Genomic DNA, 17072 nt, shown 5'->3' on the forward strand with positions numbered 1-17072 from the left:
CCCTGCCCTGCGAGGACGCCCCATGGCCGCCGGCCCGATACTTTCCCTGCGCCACTATCGCGACGACCTGATAGCCCATAGCCACGAACACCCACAGCTGGTGTTCGGCTTGCGCGGGCGCCTGGATTTCGAGGTGCAGGGGCACGGTGCGCGCATCGACCGCCAAGGCCTCATGGTGGTGCCGGCCGTGGCGCATCACACCTGCGGCAGTGATGCCGGCAGCCATTGCCTGGTACTCGATGTGCCGGGCCAGCATTGGCTGCATGAACAACTGGGCGAGCATGCCGACGCCAGCCAACGCCTGCTTGACCGCCCGGCCGCCGTGGGCCTGGACAATCGCCAGCAGCAGTTGGTGGACTGGCTGGCGGCAAGCCCGATGGAGGACCCGCTGATTGCCCGCCAGGGTGCAGTGCTGCTGCTGGCCAGCCTCAACCCGACGGCGACGGCCATCGTCACACCCAGCCATCGCCTGCCCTATGCGGCGTTCGACAGCCATATCGAGGAGCATGCGGCGTATCCGCTGCAGGTTGCCGACCTGGCGCGGATTGCCGGGCTGTCGGTTGCCCGGTTGCATGCGCGGTTTACCGCTGAATGCGCGATGACGCCGATGGACTACGTTCGCCAGCGACGTTTGCTCATGGCGCGGCGGTTGCTAACCCAGACGTTGTTGCCCATGGGTGAAATTGCGGCACAGGTGGGTTATGCCTCGCAGAGTGCGTTTTCGGCGGCGATGCTGCGGGCGTTCGGGTGTACGCCGGGGGCGCTGCGGCGAGAGTCTGGCGTTAAAGCACGCTAGGATGGCGACAGACTGTGTTTGTCTGGGGCTTTACACTGGCTGTGCTGGCCTCATCGCGGGTAAACCCGCTCCTACACAGACCCAAGGACCACCATGAACCACCGCACCGCCCTGGGCGCCCTGCATATCGGCGCGCTATTCTTCGGCCTGACCGGCGTCTTCGGCAAACTGGCCGCCAGCGCCAGCCCGGCCATCATCGTCTTTGGCCGCGCCGCCTTCGCGGTGCTCGCCTTGGCCGTCTTCGCCAGCCTGGCCGGCCCGGGCTGGCAACGCCTCAGCGGCCAGGACGTGCGCCGCCTGTTGCTCGGCGGCGTGCTGCTGGCCGGCCACTGGGTCAGCTTTTTCGTCGCGGTGAAAGTCGGCGGTGTGGCCATCGCCACCTTGGGCTTTGCCAGCTTCCCGGCCTTTACCGTGATTCTCGAAGGGCTACTGTTCCGCGAACGCATCCGCCGCAACGAAACCATCCTGGTCGTGCTGGTGAGCATCGGCCTGGTGCTGGTGGCGCCTTCCTTCGACCTGGCCAGTGAAGCCACCGGCGGCCTGCTCTGGGCGCTGCTTTCCGGCCTGCTGTTCTCGCTGCTGTCGCTGACCAACCGCGCAGGTTCGGGCCGTTTGCCCGCCGTGCAGGCCGCGCTATGGCAAAACCTGGTGGTCGGCCTGTGCCTGCTGCCGGTGGCCGCGCCGGGCTTGGGCGCAGTGGCGCCGATGGACTGGCTGTGGATCGGCCTGCTCGGGGTGTTCTGCACCGGCGTCGCCCATAGCCTGTTCGTCGCCAGCCTGGCGGTGATCAAGGCGCGCACCGCCGCAGTGGTATTCGGCATGGAGCCAATCTATGGCATTGCCGTGGCCTGGGCGGTGTTCGCCGAAACGCCGACCCTGCGCATGCTGCTGGGCGGTGCGCTGATCATCTTCGCCATCGTTTTGTCCAGCCGCCTGGCGGCCGAGCAGCCACCCAAGCGACCGGCAGTCGCCGAGGGGGCCTGATCAGCGGTCGTTGTGGCCCAGGTCGCGCTGCGGGTCGATCTGGTCACGCACCCGCTGCTTGAGCACCTTGGCCTCGGGGAAACCACCGTCAGCCTTGCGCTCCCAGATCTGCACGCCATTACAGGTAATGCGGAAGATGCCGCCGGTGCCCGGCTGTAGCGCCACCTGGGCCAAATCGTCGGAGAACGTACTGAGCAGTTCCTGGGCCAACCAGGCGGCGCGCAGCAGCCACTGGCACTGGGTGCAATATGTGATGACTATTTCCGGCTTGTTGTCGGCCATGCTGAGCGATCTCCAGGTAAGTGGCCGCTTATACTAGCGGTCTTTCGCCCTCGGTTTGAGACTCACGATGCGCCGCCTGCTGTTCTGCCTTTTGCTGACGCTCACCTCCCTCTCCGTGCTCGCCGCCGAGCAAACCAGGCCCAAGGTCGGCTTGGTGCTCTCTGGCGGCGCCGCCCGTGGCCTGGCCCACATCGGCGTACTCAAGGCCCTGGAGGAACAGGGCGTGCGCATCGATGCCATCGCCGGCACCAGCATGGGTGCGGTGGTAGGCGGGTTGTATGCGTCCGGCTACAGCGTCGAGGAGCTGGAACACCTCGCCACCACTCTCGACTGGCAGCAGGCGCTTTCCGACGCGCCCCCGCGCAAGGACGTGCCGTTCAGGCGCAAGCAGGATGACCGCGACTTTTTGGTGAAACAGAAACTGAGCTTTCGCGACGACGGCAGCCTTGGCCTGCCATTGGGCGTGATCCAGGGCCAGAACCTGGCACTGCTGCTGGAAAGCAAACTGGCCCACACTGCCGACACGCGCGACTTCGACAAGCTGCCGATCCCGTTCCGCGCCGTGGCCACCGACATCGCCAGTGGCGAAAAAGTGGTGTTCAGCCGCGGCCACCTGCCCCAGGTGATCCGCGCCAGCATGTCGATCCCGGCGGTGTTCGCCCCAGTCGAACTGGACGGCCGGCTGCTGGTGGATGGCGGCATGGTCGACAACATCCCGGTGGACGTGGCCCGGGAGATGGGCGTAGACCTGGCCATCGTGGTCGACATCGGCACCCCACTGCGCGACCGCAAGCAACTGGCCACGGTGGTCGACGTGCTGAACCAGTCGATCACCCTGATGACCCGGCGCAACTCCGAAGAACAGCTGGCCAGCCTGCACCGCGACGACATCCTGATCCAGCCTCAGCTGGCCGCCTACGGTGTCACCGATTTTGGCCGCGCCCACGACATGATCGACGCGGGCTACCGCGCCGCGCGCCTGCTCGAACCGCGCCTGGCCGCATTGCGCCACCCCGAAGGTGATGCCGACCTGGCCGTGGCACGCTCCCCGCGCCAGCGCACGCCGGTGATCACTGCCATCAGGGTGGAGAATGATTCCAAGGTCAGCGACGATGTGATCCGCTACTACATCCGCCAGCCGATCGGCGAACCGCTGGAGCTCGAGCGCCTGCAGACCGACATGGGCACGCTATATGGCCTGGACTACTTCGACCGCGTTCAGTACCGCGTGGTGCACAAGGGCGACGACCACACCCTGGTGATCAACGCCCGCGGCAAGCGCGGCGGTACCGACTACCTGCGCCTGGGCCTGAACCTGTCGGACGACCTGCGCGGTGACAGCGCTTTCAACCTGGGCGCCAGCTACCGCGTCAATGGCATCAACAAGCTGGGCGCTGAGTGGCTGACACGCGCGCAGATCGGCGACCAGCAAGAGCTGTACAGCGAGTTCTACCAGCCTTTGGACGTGGGCTCGCGCTACTTCATCGCGCCCTATCTGGACATCGGCTCACAGAACATTGAGGCGACGCTGGACAACGACCCCGTGGCCGAATACCGCCTCGCGCGCTACGGCTTCGGCGTCAACGTCGGCCGCCAGATCGGCACCTATGGCGAAGTGCGCCTGGGCGCGGGCAAGGCGTGGGGCGAAGCCGAGGTGCGCATCGGCGATCAGGACTTGCCCAAGGTGAGTTTCAACGAAGGGTTTTATGAGCTGAAGTACTCGTTCGACACCCTCGACAACGTGTACTTCCCGCACAGTGGTGAAGACATCGGCCTGACCCTGCGCAAGTACGACAAATCGCTCGACTCGGACGGCAACTACCGGCAGTGGCTGCTCAACCTGGACAAGGCGATCAGCAGCGGGCCGAACACCTGGGTATTCGGCGGCCGCTACGGGCGCACGCTGGATCAGACCGAGGTGGTCACCTCGAGCTTCGTGATGGGCGGTGCGCGGGAGCTTTCGGGCTTCCGTCAGGACTCGGTGTCTGGGCAAAACGTGAGCCTGCTGCGTATGGTCTATTACCGGCGCCTGACACCGCGGGGCTACCTGCCGTTGGACTTGCCGCTGTATGTCGGTGGTTCGCTCGAGCGCGGGCGGGCGTGGAACAACGACAATGAATTCGACAGCGGGTACATCAATGCGGCGAGCGTGTTCCTGGGGCTGGATACGCCGTTGGGGCCGCTGAACCTGACGTATGGGGCCAACAGTGCGCATGAGCAGGCGGTGTACCTGAACCTGGGGCATACGTTCTAAACCGCAGGGGCCGCTTCGCGCCCCATTCGCGGGGCAGGCCCGCTCCCACAGAATAAACGCTAACTTACTGATTTGGCGCGGATCCTGTAGGAGCGGCTTCAGCCGCGAACACCGGCGAAGCCGGTGCCATCCACCGCAGCGCCTGCTTCGCGGCTGAAGCCGCTCCTACAGGGTATGCGGCGCGCTAGCGGGCTTGTTTTCTGCGCGACAGCGCAGCCCGAAGGGCTGGGTAATCTCCCACGGGTTCAGCGCTGTCCTTGTGGGAGCGGGCTTGCCCCGCGAATGGGCGCGTGAATTTCAGGATTTTTCGAGGTTGGCCAGAATCTTTGCATGCACACGCATGCACACCTCAAGATCCGCTTCATCCACCCCGGTGAACAACTCCAGGCGCAGCGCGTTGGCGATGGTTTCGATCTGCTCGATCAAGGGCTTGGCTGGCGGGCACAGCTGGATCTTCTTCGCCCGCCGATCCTCCAGCACCGCCTGGCGCCGCACCAGGCCCTGCGCCTCCAGGCTGTCCAGCAGCCGCGCCAACGTGGGGCCTTCAACGCCGACACTCTGGGCGAGTTCGCGCTGGGTGGGCGCTTCTTCAAAGCGCGCCAGATGCAGCAACACCAGCCAGCGCGCCTGGGACAGATTGAGCCCGGCCAGGCGGCGATCCAACTCGGCGCGCCAGCCGCGGGACATCTGTGCCAGCTGCATGCCGAAGCGGTGTTGATTGTCGGTCAGGGGCATAAGCAACTCATTGACTAGAACTAATTGTTAGTCAGCTAACCATGCCCCGGCCCATCAGGCAAGGCTGCCCTGCCCGCAAACGTCCGATAATCGTCAAAAAGGATGACAACGATCAGTGGATGTCCGAAATGTCCCCGATCAGAGCTCGAACTCTGCCGCCAACGCCGCGCGTATGCAGTAGAGCACGCCCTCGGGAACCCGCGCACCGAACAGCGGCGCAATGGCCGAGACCGGCGGCAGCTCCCCTTCGCCGTCAAGGAAGGCATCCTGCACTTCCATCATCAGTTCTTCGGGCAGGTCCAGGGCCTGATCCAGGCTCAGTTCCTGGCGGCCAATGGCCTCGGCCAGCAGGCTGTAGACGTTCTTTTCACTGCAATTGAGCTGGCCGGCAATCTGCATCGGGGTCATGCCGGCGCGGGCCAGGCTGACCAGTTCGTGGCGCAGGTCGAGCACCACCTTGGGCGCCTCCTCGGTGCCGCCAGCGCCGTTGAGCACCTCGAGGAAGGCCTGGCCGTAGCGCTCCAGCTTGCGTGCACCCACACCACTGACCTGGGCCATGTCGCTCAAGCTGGTCGGTTGGCTGCGCAGCATTTCCAGCAAGGTCGAGTCGGGGAAGATGACGTAAGGCGGCACGCTGTGCTCTTCGGCCAGTTTGCGCCGCAGGGTACGCAACGCCTCCCACAGCTCGCGCTCCTCGGCACGTACCAGCTGGCTGGCCGGGCTGCCGCCACCGGAAGACGACTTCGCCACGGTTTGCGGTTTGAGGTCGCGACGCAGCTGCAAGGTCACTTCACCGCGCAGCAGCGGCCGACAGCTGTCGGACAGGCGCAGGCCGCCATAGCCCTCCAGGTCGATGTCAACCAGGCCACGCGCCACCAGCTGGCGGAACAGCGAACGCCATTCCACCTCGCCCAGCGCCTTGCCGACGCCAAACACCGACAGCTTCTCGTGGCCGAAATTGCGCACTTTTTCGTTGTCCTTGCCCAGCAGCACGTCGACCAGGTGGCCGACCCCGTAGCGCTGCCCGGTGCGGAACACCGCCGACAAGGCCTGGCGTGCAGGCTCGGTGGCATCCCAGGTCTGGATCTGGTCGACACAGTTGTCGCAGTGCCCGCACGGCTGTTCGAGCACTTCATCGAAGTAGGCCAGCAACGCCTGGCGGCGGCAGCGCGTTTCTTCGCAAAGTGCCAGCATGGCGTCGAGCTTGTGCTGCTCGACACGCTTGTGGCGCTCATCCCCTTCGGAGTTCTGCAGCATCTGCTTGAGCATCACCATGTCCTGCAGGCCATAGGCCATCCAGGCGTCGGACGGCAGGCCATCACGGCCGGCACGGCCGGTCTCCTGGTAATAGGCTTCCAGCGACTTGGGCAGGTCGAGGTGGGCGACGAAACGCACGTTCGGCTTGTCGATACCCATGCCAAAGGCGATGGTGGCGACCATGATCAGGCCTTCCTCGTTGAGGAAGCGGTGCTGGTTGGCGGAGCGCGTCTCGGCGGCCAGGCCGGCGTGGTACGGCAGCGCCGGGAAGCCTTGCTCGCACAGGAAGGCCGCGGTTTCATCGACCTTCTTGCGCGACAGGCAGTAAACGATGCCGGCATTGCCGCGGCGCTCGCCGAGGAACGCCATCAGTTGCTTGCGCGGCGACTCCTTGGGCACGATGCGGTAGAAGATGTTCGGCCGGTCGAAGCTCGACAGGAAGCGCTCAGCACCTTGCAGGTGCAGGCGCTGGACGATCTCCTCGCGGGTACGCATGTCGGCGGTGGCGGTCAGGGCGATGCGCGGCACATGCGGGAACAGCTCGGCCAACTGGCCCAACTGCAGGTATTCCGGGCGGAAATCATGGCCCCATTGCGATACGCAGTGTGCCTCGTCGATGGCGAACAGCGAAACGTCCAGCCCCCGCAGGAAGTCCAGCATGCGCGGCTGAACCAAGCGCTCCGGTGCCAGGTAGAGCATCTTCACTTCGCCGCGGCGCAGGCGCCCGGCCAGCTCGCGCTGCTGCTCCGCGCTCAGGGTGGAGTTCAGCGCTGCGGCCGCGACACCGAGTTCATCCAGGGTGGCGACCTGGTCGTCCATCAGCGCGATCAATGGCGACACCACCACCGTCAGGCCCGGGCGCAACAGCCCCGGCACCTGGAAGCACAGCGACTTGCCGCCACCGGTTGGCATCAGCACCAGGGCATCGCCACCATTGGCCACGCATTCGATGATCGCTGCCTGGCGCCCACGGAAACTGTCGTAGCCGAAGATATCCTTGAGAACGCGCTGAGCCTGTTCGAGCATGTGCAACTCCGTAAATCGCCGTACCACCCTGCGCACAGGCTGGACGAAAAACCCGCCCCGCACACGCCAAATGCGTAAGCGGCTTTTGCCAGATGGCCGGAAACCCCGCCCCTGGGTGAAAAATCGCGAAGTATACCGCAGTGCCATCCCTCACAGGATGCCCCTGTGACAGACGTTCCCTTTGCCCCGCCATCGCCTCAAGGTGCTAGAATTCATTATCGTTTATTCCCCCAAGGTAGCCCTGTAATGTCCTTCGCCGAGCAACTCACCCGCCTGCAAGCCTTCCTCGACGCCGATGAGCTGCACGAAGAAGCGCTGGACTACGTCGCCGCCCACGGCTACCTGACCGCGCTGTCGATCAGCTCGGAAGACGTCCCTGAGCGTGAATGGATCGACGCGCTGTTCGCCGAAGAGCCCCATTACGCCAGCGATGCCCAACGCACCGAAATCGAAGCGACCCTGGTGGCACTCAAGGGCCATATCGCCCGCCAGCTGGCCAGCGATGAAGAATTCGACCTGCCATGCGAGCTGGACCTGACCGAAGAGCCGGACGATTCCGACCTGCGCGGCTGGTGCATCGGCTTCATGGAAGGCGTGTTCCTGCGCGAAGAGGCGTGGTTCGAGAACGCCGAAGAGGAAGTCAGCGAGATGCTGCTGCCGATCATGGTCGGTTCGGGCCTGTTCGACGAACAACCCGAGTTCGCCGATATCGCCAGCAACGCCAACCTGCAGGACGACATGATCGTGCAGATCCCGGAGGCGCTGAGCGCATTGTTCCTGCTGCTGCACGCCCCAGACGAGAAGCCGGCACTGCTCAAGCCACGCCACCACTGAGTCGGCCGTGCGCTACCTGCTGCTGGCCATCGGCTGGCTCAGCGTCGCGCTGGGGGTGTTGGGGATCTTCCTGCCGGTGTTGCCCACCACCCCTTTTCTACTGCTGGCGGCCGCCTGCTTCGCCCGCAGCTCGCCCCGCTTTCATCACTGGCTGGTCAACCACCCCAAGCTGGGGCCGTGGATCCGCGACTACCTGAGTGGTGAAGGCATCCCGCTGAAGGGTAAGGTCTACGCCATCGGCCTGATGTGGGCGAGCATTGGCCTGTCGTGCTACCTGGTACCGCTGTTCTGGGCGCGGGCATTCATGCTGACCAGTGCGGTGCTGGTCAGCCTGTATATCCTGAAGCAGAAGACATTGCGCAAACCTGGGTGAGTTGCCCATGTTGCCAACTGTTACTTCAAGCTGATTAATTGTTGCCGTAATTTTCTGCAACAATCACACGCTTATAACAGCGACAATTCCTACATCATTTTAGGACGCCGAATACTGCCCCAAGAATCACTTCCCCGTTAGTGTTAGGTCCACAGCTAAAACGTGGGCACTGACAGTGCGCGAGGATGACCAATGCCGGATAAAACAAGGCGATGCACTGGAACGGGCGATTCGAACCCTCCCCCTTATGACGTAACCGAGCGCAGAGCAAATTTGCTGCTCAAACAGTCGGATTGGGGCGATCCCCCCTCATCGGCTCAAGCCTCTTCAACAAGCGCTGATATCAACGCTTCCGGCTATCCAGCCGACCCGCAATTCCAGCTAAGGGGCGGCCACAACAACCTGATGATCGATGCAGCCAGGCCTCTGTTTGGCCTGGCCATGCGCCTTCGCACCCTGGACGCACTCCCCAATATCGCGCAGGTACGCCAGCAGGTGCACACGCAGATTTCCGCCATCCTCGAAGAGCTGGGCCAGCGCGGCTACGAGGCCGCCCAGATGCAGGCCTACTCCTATGCCTTGTGCCTGCACCTCGACGAAACCGTCATGGCCACACCGTGGGGCAGCAACTCCGTCTGGAGTGGCCGAACATTGCTCAGCGATTTTCATCAGGAAACTCAGGGTGGCGAAAAAGTATTTGCGGTGCTTTCGCGCATGATGCAAGAGCCAAAGCGTTTCCAGGATGTTCTGGAATTTCTCTACTTGTGCCTGTGCTTTGGCCTGAAAGGCAAGTACGCCATAGAGCCCAAAGGCGATGAAACGCTCGAAGCACTGATAACGGAACTTCACGGCATCATCCGTCAACTTCGCGGCCCTGTGCCTGAACACGTTTGCGACCCTTACACCAATGTCGTTGTGCGCCCGTACAGAAAGCCACGCAATTGGCTGCCTTGGTGGAGTCCGCTGGTGATATCCGCTTTGGCCATGGTGGCCGTGTACAACTATTACAGCTTCCGTCTGAGCTTGCTCACCGCAGAAGTCCTCGAATCCCTCGACCTCATTTTGCAGCAGTAACGGGATGACTGCTTCCAGGAGGAACCGTGTCTAGCCAATCCGATCTGCGTTACACCTTTCAGCCGCTTGTGGGCGATGGCGAATTCGATGTGGTGTCGTTCACGCTCAAAGAGGAACTGAGCCAGCCATTCACCCTGACGCTGGAATTGGTCAGTTTCGAGCACGTTATAAACTTCGGTCACCTGCTCGACAAACCTGTGCTGTTCACCATCTGGCGTGGCGAGCGTCCGGTGCGGTATGTGCACGGCCTGGTCAGCAGCTTCACTCAAGGCGATACCGGCTTTCATCGTACGCGTTACAAAGCACTCGTCGAGCCGCAACTGGCCCGGGCTCGCCTGCGCTCCAACTGGCGCATCTTCCAGCACAAAACGGCCAGGCAGATTCTTGAGCTGATGCTCGAACGCCAAGGCATCACCCAGTACCAATTTGGTGCGGTCTTCGATTACCCCGCTCGGGAGTTCTGCGTCCAGGCCGGTGAAACCGACCTGGATTTCATGGCCCGCCTGGCGGACGAAGAAGGCATGGTCTACCGGTTCGAGCACACAGAAAAGCACCACACCCTGATCATCACCGGTCAGGTCCGGACCTTGGGTACCATAAAGGTGATCACCGACGATGACGATGACGAAGGCTTCGTCGACGACAATGATGAAGCCTTCGTCGACGACGATGCCCCTGCCAATGCCTACACCGTGCTGTACACACCAAACAGCGGCGGCTATCAGGCCAAGCCGTGCCTGCGTCGTTTCCACTACAGCGAACACGTCCGCACAGCGCGCCAGGTGCAACGCGACCACACCTTCACCAACCCCGAATACCGCCAGCAGCATGCTGCCACCGGTGCTCACCTCGAGCACCAGTCCAAGGCTTACGAACGCTTCGATTACCCCGGCCGCTACAAGCGCGACGCGGTGGGCAAGCCCTTCACCGAAACCCGCATCACGGGTTTGCGCCATGACGCACGCGTTGCAGAGGTCGAAGGCGATGACGAACGCTTGCAACCCGGCCTGAGTTTCAACCTCATCAACCACGAGCGTGACGATCTCAACGTGCACTGGCGGGTGAAAAGCGTGGTCCACGAAGGCATCCAGTACACCAGCCTGGAGGAAGAAGCCGCCGATGCCCAGCAGGGCACCCATTACCAGCAGAGGGCGGTGCTGGTACCCGGCCAGGTGGAATGGCGACCAGCACCACTGCCCAAGCCGCGCATCGATGGCCCACACATGGCCACCGTGGTCGGTCCGCCCGGCGAAGAGATCTATTGCGACGAGTGGGGCCGGGTCAAGGTCAGCTTCCCCTGGGACCGGGAAAGCGAGAACAACGAGTTCAGTTCCTGCTGGGTGCGCGTGTCGCAAGGTTGGGCCGGTGGAAGCTGGGGCTCGATGGCCATCCCGCGCATCGGCCAGGACGTGATCATCCAGTACGTCAACGCCGACCCGGACCAACCGATGATCACCGGGCGCACCTACTGCGGTAACCAGTTGCCGCCGTACGACCTGCCCGCCCACAAGACGCGCATGACCATCAAGAGCCAGACCCACAAGGGCACAGGCTTCAATGAGCTGCGCTTCGAGGATGAGCTGGGGCGCGAGGAACTCTATATCCATGCGCAACGGGACCAGAACATAGAGGTCGGCAACGATGAGTCGACATGCGTTGGGCGCAACCGTGTAGAGCAAGTGGGCAATGATGAACAGTTAAGTGTCGGCAACAATCTTTGCCAGGACATAGGCCGGGACCGCACCGAACGGACGGGGCGTACATGCAACGTGAAGGTTGGCCACGACCTGATCGAGCACGTCGGCAACGACCGCTGCGAATCCACGGGGGTCAATCACTCTGTCACCATCGGCGGTCAAAGCGCATTACTCGTCAAAGGCGGGCAGAAGATCAGCGTCGGCGAAGGCGTCGATCAGCAGACGACCGTCTACCAGTTGCGCGCCAGCGAGCGTATCGAGTTCAGCAGCCCGGGGGGCAGCATCGTGCTGGACTCCGAAGGCATCACCCTCAATGGCCTGACACTTACCCTGCTTGGGCCGACCAAAGCTGGGGCGAAAGGCGCTGGAAGCACCCTGGCACAGGGCCTCATCGCTCATGCCGGCAGCCAGTGCGAGGAACGGCGCCGATGAGCACCAAAGCCTTGCTCGACCTCATTGCCGACTACCACGCCCCTGAGCTGTACTGCCATGTACTGATCGACCCGCTGGCAATACCCGAGAACAGCGACCAATCCTTGCTCCTACAGTTGAAGAGAGCGTTGGGGGAAGGTGCGATGACGCGGGTGGTTCGAGCCGACTTGCCCCATGCCCCCCAACTGCACCCCGTGCTGGCCTGCCTGTCATCACCCGGCGCGAAACCGAGCCCGCCACTGCTGAAGATGACTGCGCATGCGGCACAAAGTGATAACCAGCGCCGAAAGCGCCACGTGTGTGGCTGGTTACTGAGCGAAGCACCGGCACCGGTAGTCGCTGCGCACCTGGCAGCGCTGTGCCGGCTTCCCGGTTCCGCAAGCGAGCCCCGTTTTTATCCCCTCTACGAACCTGTGCGCCTCGAACTACTAGCTACTACGTTTGAACACGTGGAGCGCGGGCCTTGGTGGCCAATCAAGCACTGGCTGTTCGTGAGCAGCGGCGCGCAGCTGGCTGGTTTGAGCGGTGAAGCCCATCCTTGGAGCGGCTTGCCTAGGTCCGCCTTGCGCGTTCAGGACGACGTGACGTTGATCGAAACGCTACTCGCGGCCTGGCGAGCACTGCCATCAGACCCTGCTGGTCCGAAGCCAAGCACACTACCGGCATTCGCTGCGGTAAAAGCCTCCAACCATATCGATGACGCTCGCAGGCTGGGCTTGAGCGCAGCCGATGACATTCTGGTTTTTGCCCTATACCACCTCTGCCTGCACCCTCGCCTGCAGGCCGCGCCAGCCGTTCGCCAGATCATCGACGCAGCAGTGCAGCAGCAACTTCCCCTCGCGCCACTGCTCGCCCGCCACAGCGATGCGCACTGGCGGCAAGTGATCGCCACCCTTCCCCGTTCCGAGGTTCGCCCATGAGCATCAGCCAGCGCATCGCCACCGCGCTCGCCGAGGCCGCACTCCCGGCCGAACAGTGCAAGGCCTGCGAGCGGCAAGGCCTGCCGATTTTGCCACTGCGGCGCGCCCTGGTGCCCGACACGCGCCCGGGCTACGTTTCCACCGTGGCCGGTGAGCCCCATGTCGAGACCCGGATGGGCCTGCGCACCTTGCGCTCCGGTTACCTGTACGTGCTGCTAGACCAGCGCATCTGGCAGGCCTACGAGGTCACCGACCAAGGCCACCTGCGCCGCTTCAACCCCTACGAACCACCGCCCGGCCCACCACCTTCGCTGCCCCCCAGGTGCGTGAACGAAAACCACGATATCCCCTCGTCTTTTCTCACCCTCGACACCGCAACCTACGGCTCGGCCTGGCTCGCCTTCTCCAGTGACGCCTGGCCGCGCAGCGTGCTGGATGCGTACAAGCGCGGCCAGGCACCTGCGCAGCGTTTCGAGGGCCTGGACCTGTCCCAGGCGCGCGAGCAGCCAGAGCTGCTGGGCTTGGCGATGACCCCAGACAACCTTCAGGTAGACAAGCAGGTTTTTGAATACGCCCAGCAGCTTTGCGCACCCTTCGACAGTGCACATGGTTTTCACAGCCGGCTGTTGCGCCAAACCGCCCTGCGTGGCTTCGTGGTCAACGCCATCAACAGGCACCAACTGGAACAGGGCGTGCTAGCCGTGGTGCTGGATGACACGGTCGGGCTGGTGCAGGAGTACAACCATCAGCGCCTGAACTGGCTCGTCAAGCGCCAGGCGTGGCGCGAGGACCCTCTGCGCGCCTACCAGTTCCAGACATCACAGATTCTGCAGATTATCCGGGTAACGCACAGGCAGTGGGCCGCGCAGCAGGTCGCGCCGTTCGGAACACCCACTACAGGTGATGGAGCACCGACCTTTGCTGCGCCCGAGGTGGAGCGGCAGCGGCTCGTCGCGCTGCGCGAGCAACAAAGCGATGAGCGCCTTGAGCAGCGCTACCACGAGCCCCAGCGTGCCGCCTTCCAGGCCGAATACGATCGGCAGGAACGCCAGTTCCAGGCCTATATCGACCAGAACGCCAAAGCCTATGCCGAACTCTGCCAAAGCCAGACGTTCACGCTGATCGAGCAATACGACTATGACGGCCATGATCGTGAGTCTGGCATCGCCTACAGCAAGACCATGGCCGGTTGCCTGGCTGGCGGCATCACCGAGGTGGTTGCAACCAGCGCCGAGCACGGCCCGCCGTCAGCCTCCACCAGCGAAGCGCTGTGGTTGAAGTGGCTGCAGGACCCGAACAGCCCACCGTACCGCGCCGTGTTACTGCGCAATGAATTTCTACTGGCGGCACTGCAGCCCAGTTTTTCCGCCAGCGACCCCATCAACTGGAACGACAGCGACAAGCTCTATACGGCGCTGAGCAAGGTCATCACCAGCGACGAGGGTCGTCTTCACCTGCGAAATCAGCTCAAACAGGCGGTCACGGAAACTCAGGGCGCATTGAATGCAGCCAGTCAACGCCTGCAGGCACTGCTCGACCCAGGTATCCAGCAAGCCGTGCGACGTCTGAACAGCGCTAGTCAGTACCTCTATAACGGAGTGCACCTCGTCGAACTACAGGTACAGATGAAGCTGGGCGAGTACTACGCCCTGCAGAGCGCGCACCTTCGGGAGTTGCAACACAAGGCAAGCGCCACGCTGGCCAAAGCGCGAGACAGGATGATGCCTAGCCTCGAAGAACTGAAAGCCGGTGCCCAGATGGGAACCCGCAAGGTCCAACCGATTATCCAGAGCGGTTTGTTGAGCCTTGCGGTCCTCGACCCCAAGGTTGCGCATACGCTGATCAACGTCAGCGTCTGGGTCGAGGGCAAGGCTGAAGTGTTGCAAGAGCGGCTGCTCAAAGAGGTCAACCAGAATGTGAACCAGCTCAGTCACGCGGCGCAGATGAGCCTGGTGGACATACGGGTAGCGGCGGGCACGTTGGAGCCCAGCGCCCGGAAAATGCTTGAGGGGATACGGATCAGCGCGCTGCAGGCGTCGCAGATGGTGCGCAGCAGTTTTTCAGGGCTGAGAGGGGCGGCGGGAAGTTGGGAGTTGCTGCTCGCGCTGGGCGGGTTGTATTTGCTAAGCGACAGCCTGGGCAAGAACCTGAAAAAAGTGGAAGAGGAAACTGGGGCGAAGTCTACAGAGGCGACGCTTGCGCTCTATGGATCTAGCGCAGGGATTATTGGGGGTGGAATTGAGGCGTTAGGTATCGTTATTGGAAAATTTAATCCTACCCGCGTCACCGCAGGACAATCGATTTATCGAGCTGGGGCTATTATCGGTGTTGCTGTGGGAGTATTCGACACATTTCAGTCAATACAGGCGATTAGACGCAATGCTCTTACAGGTGATACCAGTGCCAACAAGTATCACATCACCGCCGCATTACTCAGCGCACTCGGGGCGCATGCGGCTTACCTAGCGATATACAACGCCTCGCTACTGGGACCATTAGGGTATGCCGTCGCACTGGGACTAACAGCCTACAGCTTCAGTAAACACGCAATAAATAATGAGTCTACACCGCTCGAGCTTTGGGTCAAGCGCTGCCATTTTGGAACTGCTGATGAAACGCCTCCTGTCCACTGGCATTCACCGAATGACGCCGATATTGCTTTTTCCGAACTCAATGCGGCAACTCTGGGCATCAGCGGCGCCCTTAAGTTCAAGACTCAGTGGACAGCCACAACTACAACTTCAAAAAGCGAGGGCATTATCAATCCCAACATACGACACCTCCTGGAGTTCCGCTTTACACTACCTGACTTCATCGAGCACACTTCAAGTTACCATTGGATTTTAGTAATCCATCGTCATGGAGATGGTAACCCTCCTAAATTTAGCGGCGGAGAGATACTCATTAATGAGATGAACTATACGCAGACAATCTCGAAGAGGATGCGTACGCTCAGCGAACTCAATGCCTCTACCGCACCTAACCGCCCCGACTACTTCAAAGATAGCATTGCGTTTACCAGGCCCAAGCGCAAAGGAGAGCAAAGTCAGTCTGATGAAGAAAATGATATGACCGTCAGCGGGTCGGTAACACTAGCGACCCTGGGAACCCTCAACATTACAGCCGCAACGCTCTGCTTGAACTATTGGCCAGATCGCGACATCCCAAGTGCATATGCCGAAATTGAGCTACAGGAATTTAACGTATGACTTTGCCCACAAGAGCTTTCGGCTGGAAATATGACTTACCCGACCCAGCCACCCCTTCAGATTTTCGCCCAGTGATAGAAGAATTTCTGGCACCACCAAGCCATGTTGACTCAATATACATCGAGCTTCCGAGATCGCTATTCAAATTCAGAGGCTACAACCCTATTGTAGGCGGCTCACTCATGCTCGTGGGGTTAATTATGCTCATCTACTTCATCTACGACGATTTGACCTCGACCACCAGAGCAGACGTTAGCGGAATACTCATAATTGCAGCCACTTATGCAATTTCTTTCTTCATCACATTTGCGTACATACGCATGGACCTTACATACCCGCGCAACGAGCCTATTCGATTCAACAGGCTCCGCCAGAGGGTTTATTTCTATCAATACAGATTTGATCGACTGCATCCCTTTGGTCGGAAAAACTGGGGCGTTAAACCAGTTGCCTACGACTGGGAACAGCTTACCGCCGAAGTCTATAGTGTTTATGCCCCAATGGGATACGGTGGGCGAGTTGAAAAAGTCATGATCTCGGTCCGCAAACCCGGCACCGACGAAGTGATCGATCGCGTTTTTTTCACCGGCGATATTGAACAGGGGAAACAATACTGGGCACTTGTGAGAATTTTTATGCAGGAAGGCCCGGATGCCCTCTCAGAATTTACCCAGGCGCCTACGGACTGGAACAGTGATGATCTGCTCAACCCATTTCATCGTCTTGCCCCCAAAGTCCAATGGCCTCCCGAAATGGACCTCGAATCCCGCACCGCCCCCGCCCAAGGAGACCAACCATGAACCCCGTCGTCCTGGTAGGCCACCGCCACGATTGCCCGATCCATGGCATTGGCATAGTGGAAACAGGCAGCGCCGACTACACCTTCAACGGCAAGGCTGTTGCGCGAGTGGGCGACAGGATCAGTTGTGGTGCGCTGATCACCAGTGGTTCGGCGAACTATCAGATCGAGGGCAAATTGGTCGCACGCGAAGGCGATCGGACGGACCACGATGGGGTGTTGGTCGAGGGGGATAGTGACTGGCTAGTTGAATGATGGAGCTTGGTGTTTTGGGTCGCCAGTACTGGCCTCATCGCGGGCAAGCCCGCTCCTACAGGCCAGCGGCAAACCTGTAAGAGCTGGCTTGCCCACGATTTGGCCAGCGGCAAACCTGTAGGAGCGGGCTTGCCCGCGATGAGGC

14 protein-coding genes are annotated in these 17072 nt (G+C 61.7%); 11 read left to right on the forward strand and 3 right to left on the reverse strand.

Annotated features, from left to right (window positions below):
- The first annotated feature begins 22 nt into the window (after positions 1 to 22).
- Positions 23 to 796 (forward strand): helix-turn-helix transcriptional regulator, encoded by a 774-nt coding sequence (locus tag ACFY68_RS12570; protein WP_387527481.1) that lies wholly within the window; start codon positions 23 to 25, stop codon positions 794 to 796.
- 93 nt (positions 797 to 889) lie between these two features.
- Positions 890 to 1780, forward strand: coding sequence for a DMT family transporter (locus ACFY68_RS12575; RefSeq protein WP_387527484.1), 891 nt, complete (start codon positions 890 to 892; stop codon positions 1778 to 1780).
- Here ACFY68_RS12575 and ACFY68_RS12580 read toward each other — a convergent pair whose 3' ends face one another.
- Positions 1781 to 2062, reverse strand: a complete 282-nt coding sequence (locus ACFY68_RS12580; protein ID WP_346615175.1) for a SelT/SelW/SelH family protein — start codon at positions 2060 to 2062, stop codon at positions 1781 to 1783.
- Between the two features lie 67 nt (positions 2063 to 2129).
- Between ACFY68_RS12580 and ACFY68_RS12585 the strand changes: the two genes are divergently transcribed.
- On the forward strand, positions 2130 to 4316 hold the full coding sequence (locus ACFY68_RS12585) for a patatin-like phospholipase family protein (protein ID WP_387527487.1): 2187 nt from the start codon (positions 2130 to 2132) through the stop codon (positions 4314 to 4316).
- A 297-nt stretch (positions 4317 to 4613) separates the two neighbouring features.
- Here the strand turns inward: ACFY68_RS12585 and ACFY68_RS12590 are convergent, their stop codons facing one another.
- A complete protein-coding gene (locus tag ACFY68_RS12590) occupies positions 4614 to 5051 on the reverse strand; it encodes a MarR family transcriptional regulator (RefSeq protein WP_346615177.1) in 438 nt (145 codons plus the stop codon).
- A gap of 138 nt (positions 5052 to 5189) precedes the next feature.
- Positions 5190 to 7334 (reverse strand): DNA helicase RecQ, encoded by a 2145-nt coding sequence (gene recQ, locus ACFY68_RS12595; RefSeq protein ID WP_387527491.1) that lies wholly within the window; start codon positions 7332 to 7334, stop codon positions 5190 to 5192.
- 246 nt (positions 7335 to 7580) lie between these two features.
- Between recQ and ACFY68_RS12600 the strand changes: the two genes are divergently transcribed.
- The 8 genes from ACFY68_RS12600 to ACFY68_RS12635 all read left to right on the forward strand — a co-directional run bounded on the left by ACFY68_RS12600 (position 7581) and on the right by ACFY68_RS12635 (position 16927).
- The gene (locus tag ACFY68_RS12600) at positions 7581 to 8168 is read left to right on the forward strand and encodes a YecA family protein (protein ID WP_346615179.1); all 588 of its coding nucleotides are present in this window, start codon (positions 7581 to 7583) and stop codon (positions 8166 to 8168) included.
- Between the two features lie 7 nt (positions 8169 to 8175).
- Positions 8176 to 8541 carry a YbaN family protein gene (locus ACFY68_RS12605; protein WP_387527494.1) on the forward strand — a complete coding sequence of 122 codons (366 nt, stop codon included), beginning with the start codon at positions 8176 to 8178 and terminating at the stop codon, positions 8539 to 8541.
- Positions 8542 to 8733: 192 nt separating this feature from the next.
- Entirely contained in the window at positions 8734 to 9615 is an 882-nt protein-coding gene (gene icmH / locus ACFY68_RS12610) for a type IVB secretion system protein IcmH/DotU (protein ID WP_387527497.1), read from the forward strand.
- A 26-nt stretch (positions 9616 to 9641) separates the two neighbouring features.
- Positions 9642 to 11744: a type VI secretion system Vgr family protein gene (locus ACFY68_RS12615; protein WP_387527500.1), complete on the forward strand. Its 2103-nt coding sequence runs from the start codon at positions 9642 to 9644 to the stop codon at positions 11742 to 11744.
- Positions 11741 to 12664, forward strand: coding sequence for a hypothetical protein (locus ACFY68_RS12620; RefSeq protein ID WP_387527503.1), 924 nt, complete (start codon positions 11741 to 11743; stop codon positions 12662 to 12664). Before ACFY68_RS12615 ends, ACFY68_RS12620 begins: the two co-directional genes overlap by 4 nt.
- Complete coding sequence (locus ACFY68_RS12625) at positions 12661 to 15873, forward strand: T6SS effector BTH_I2691 family protein (RefSeq protein ID WP_387527505.1); 3213 nt, start codon at positions 12661 to 12663, stop codon at positions 15871 to 15873. Before ACFY68_RS12620 ends, ACFY68_RS12625 begins: the two co-directional genes overlap by 4 nt.
- The gene (locus ACFY68_RS12630) at positions 15870 to 16673 is read left to right on the forward strand and encodes a DUF6708 domain-containing protein (RefSeq protein WP_387527508.1); all 804 of its coding nucleotides are present in this window, start codon (positions 15870 to 15872) and stop codon (positions 16671 to 16673) included. The genes ACFY68_RS12625 and ACFY68_RS12630 overlap by 4 nt, the downstream gene beginning before the upstream one ends.
- Positions 16670 to 16927 (forward strand): PAAR domain-containing protein, encoded by a 258-nt coding sequence (locus tag ACFY68_RS12635; protein WP_387527511.1) that lies wholly within the window; start codon positions 16670 to 16672, stop codon positions 16925 to 16927. The genes ACFY68_RS12630 and ACFY68_RS12635 overlap by 4 nt, the downstream gene beginning before the upstream one ends.
- The last annotated feature ends 145 nt before the right edge of the window (positions 16928 to 17072 follow it).

Origin of the sequence: Pseudomonas sp. NPDC012596 (assembly GCF_042902325.1) — a bacterium.
Classification (GTDB): domain Bacteria; phylum Pseudomonadota; class Gammaproteobacteria; order Pseudomonadales; family Pseudomonadaceae; genus Aquipseudomonas.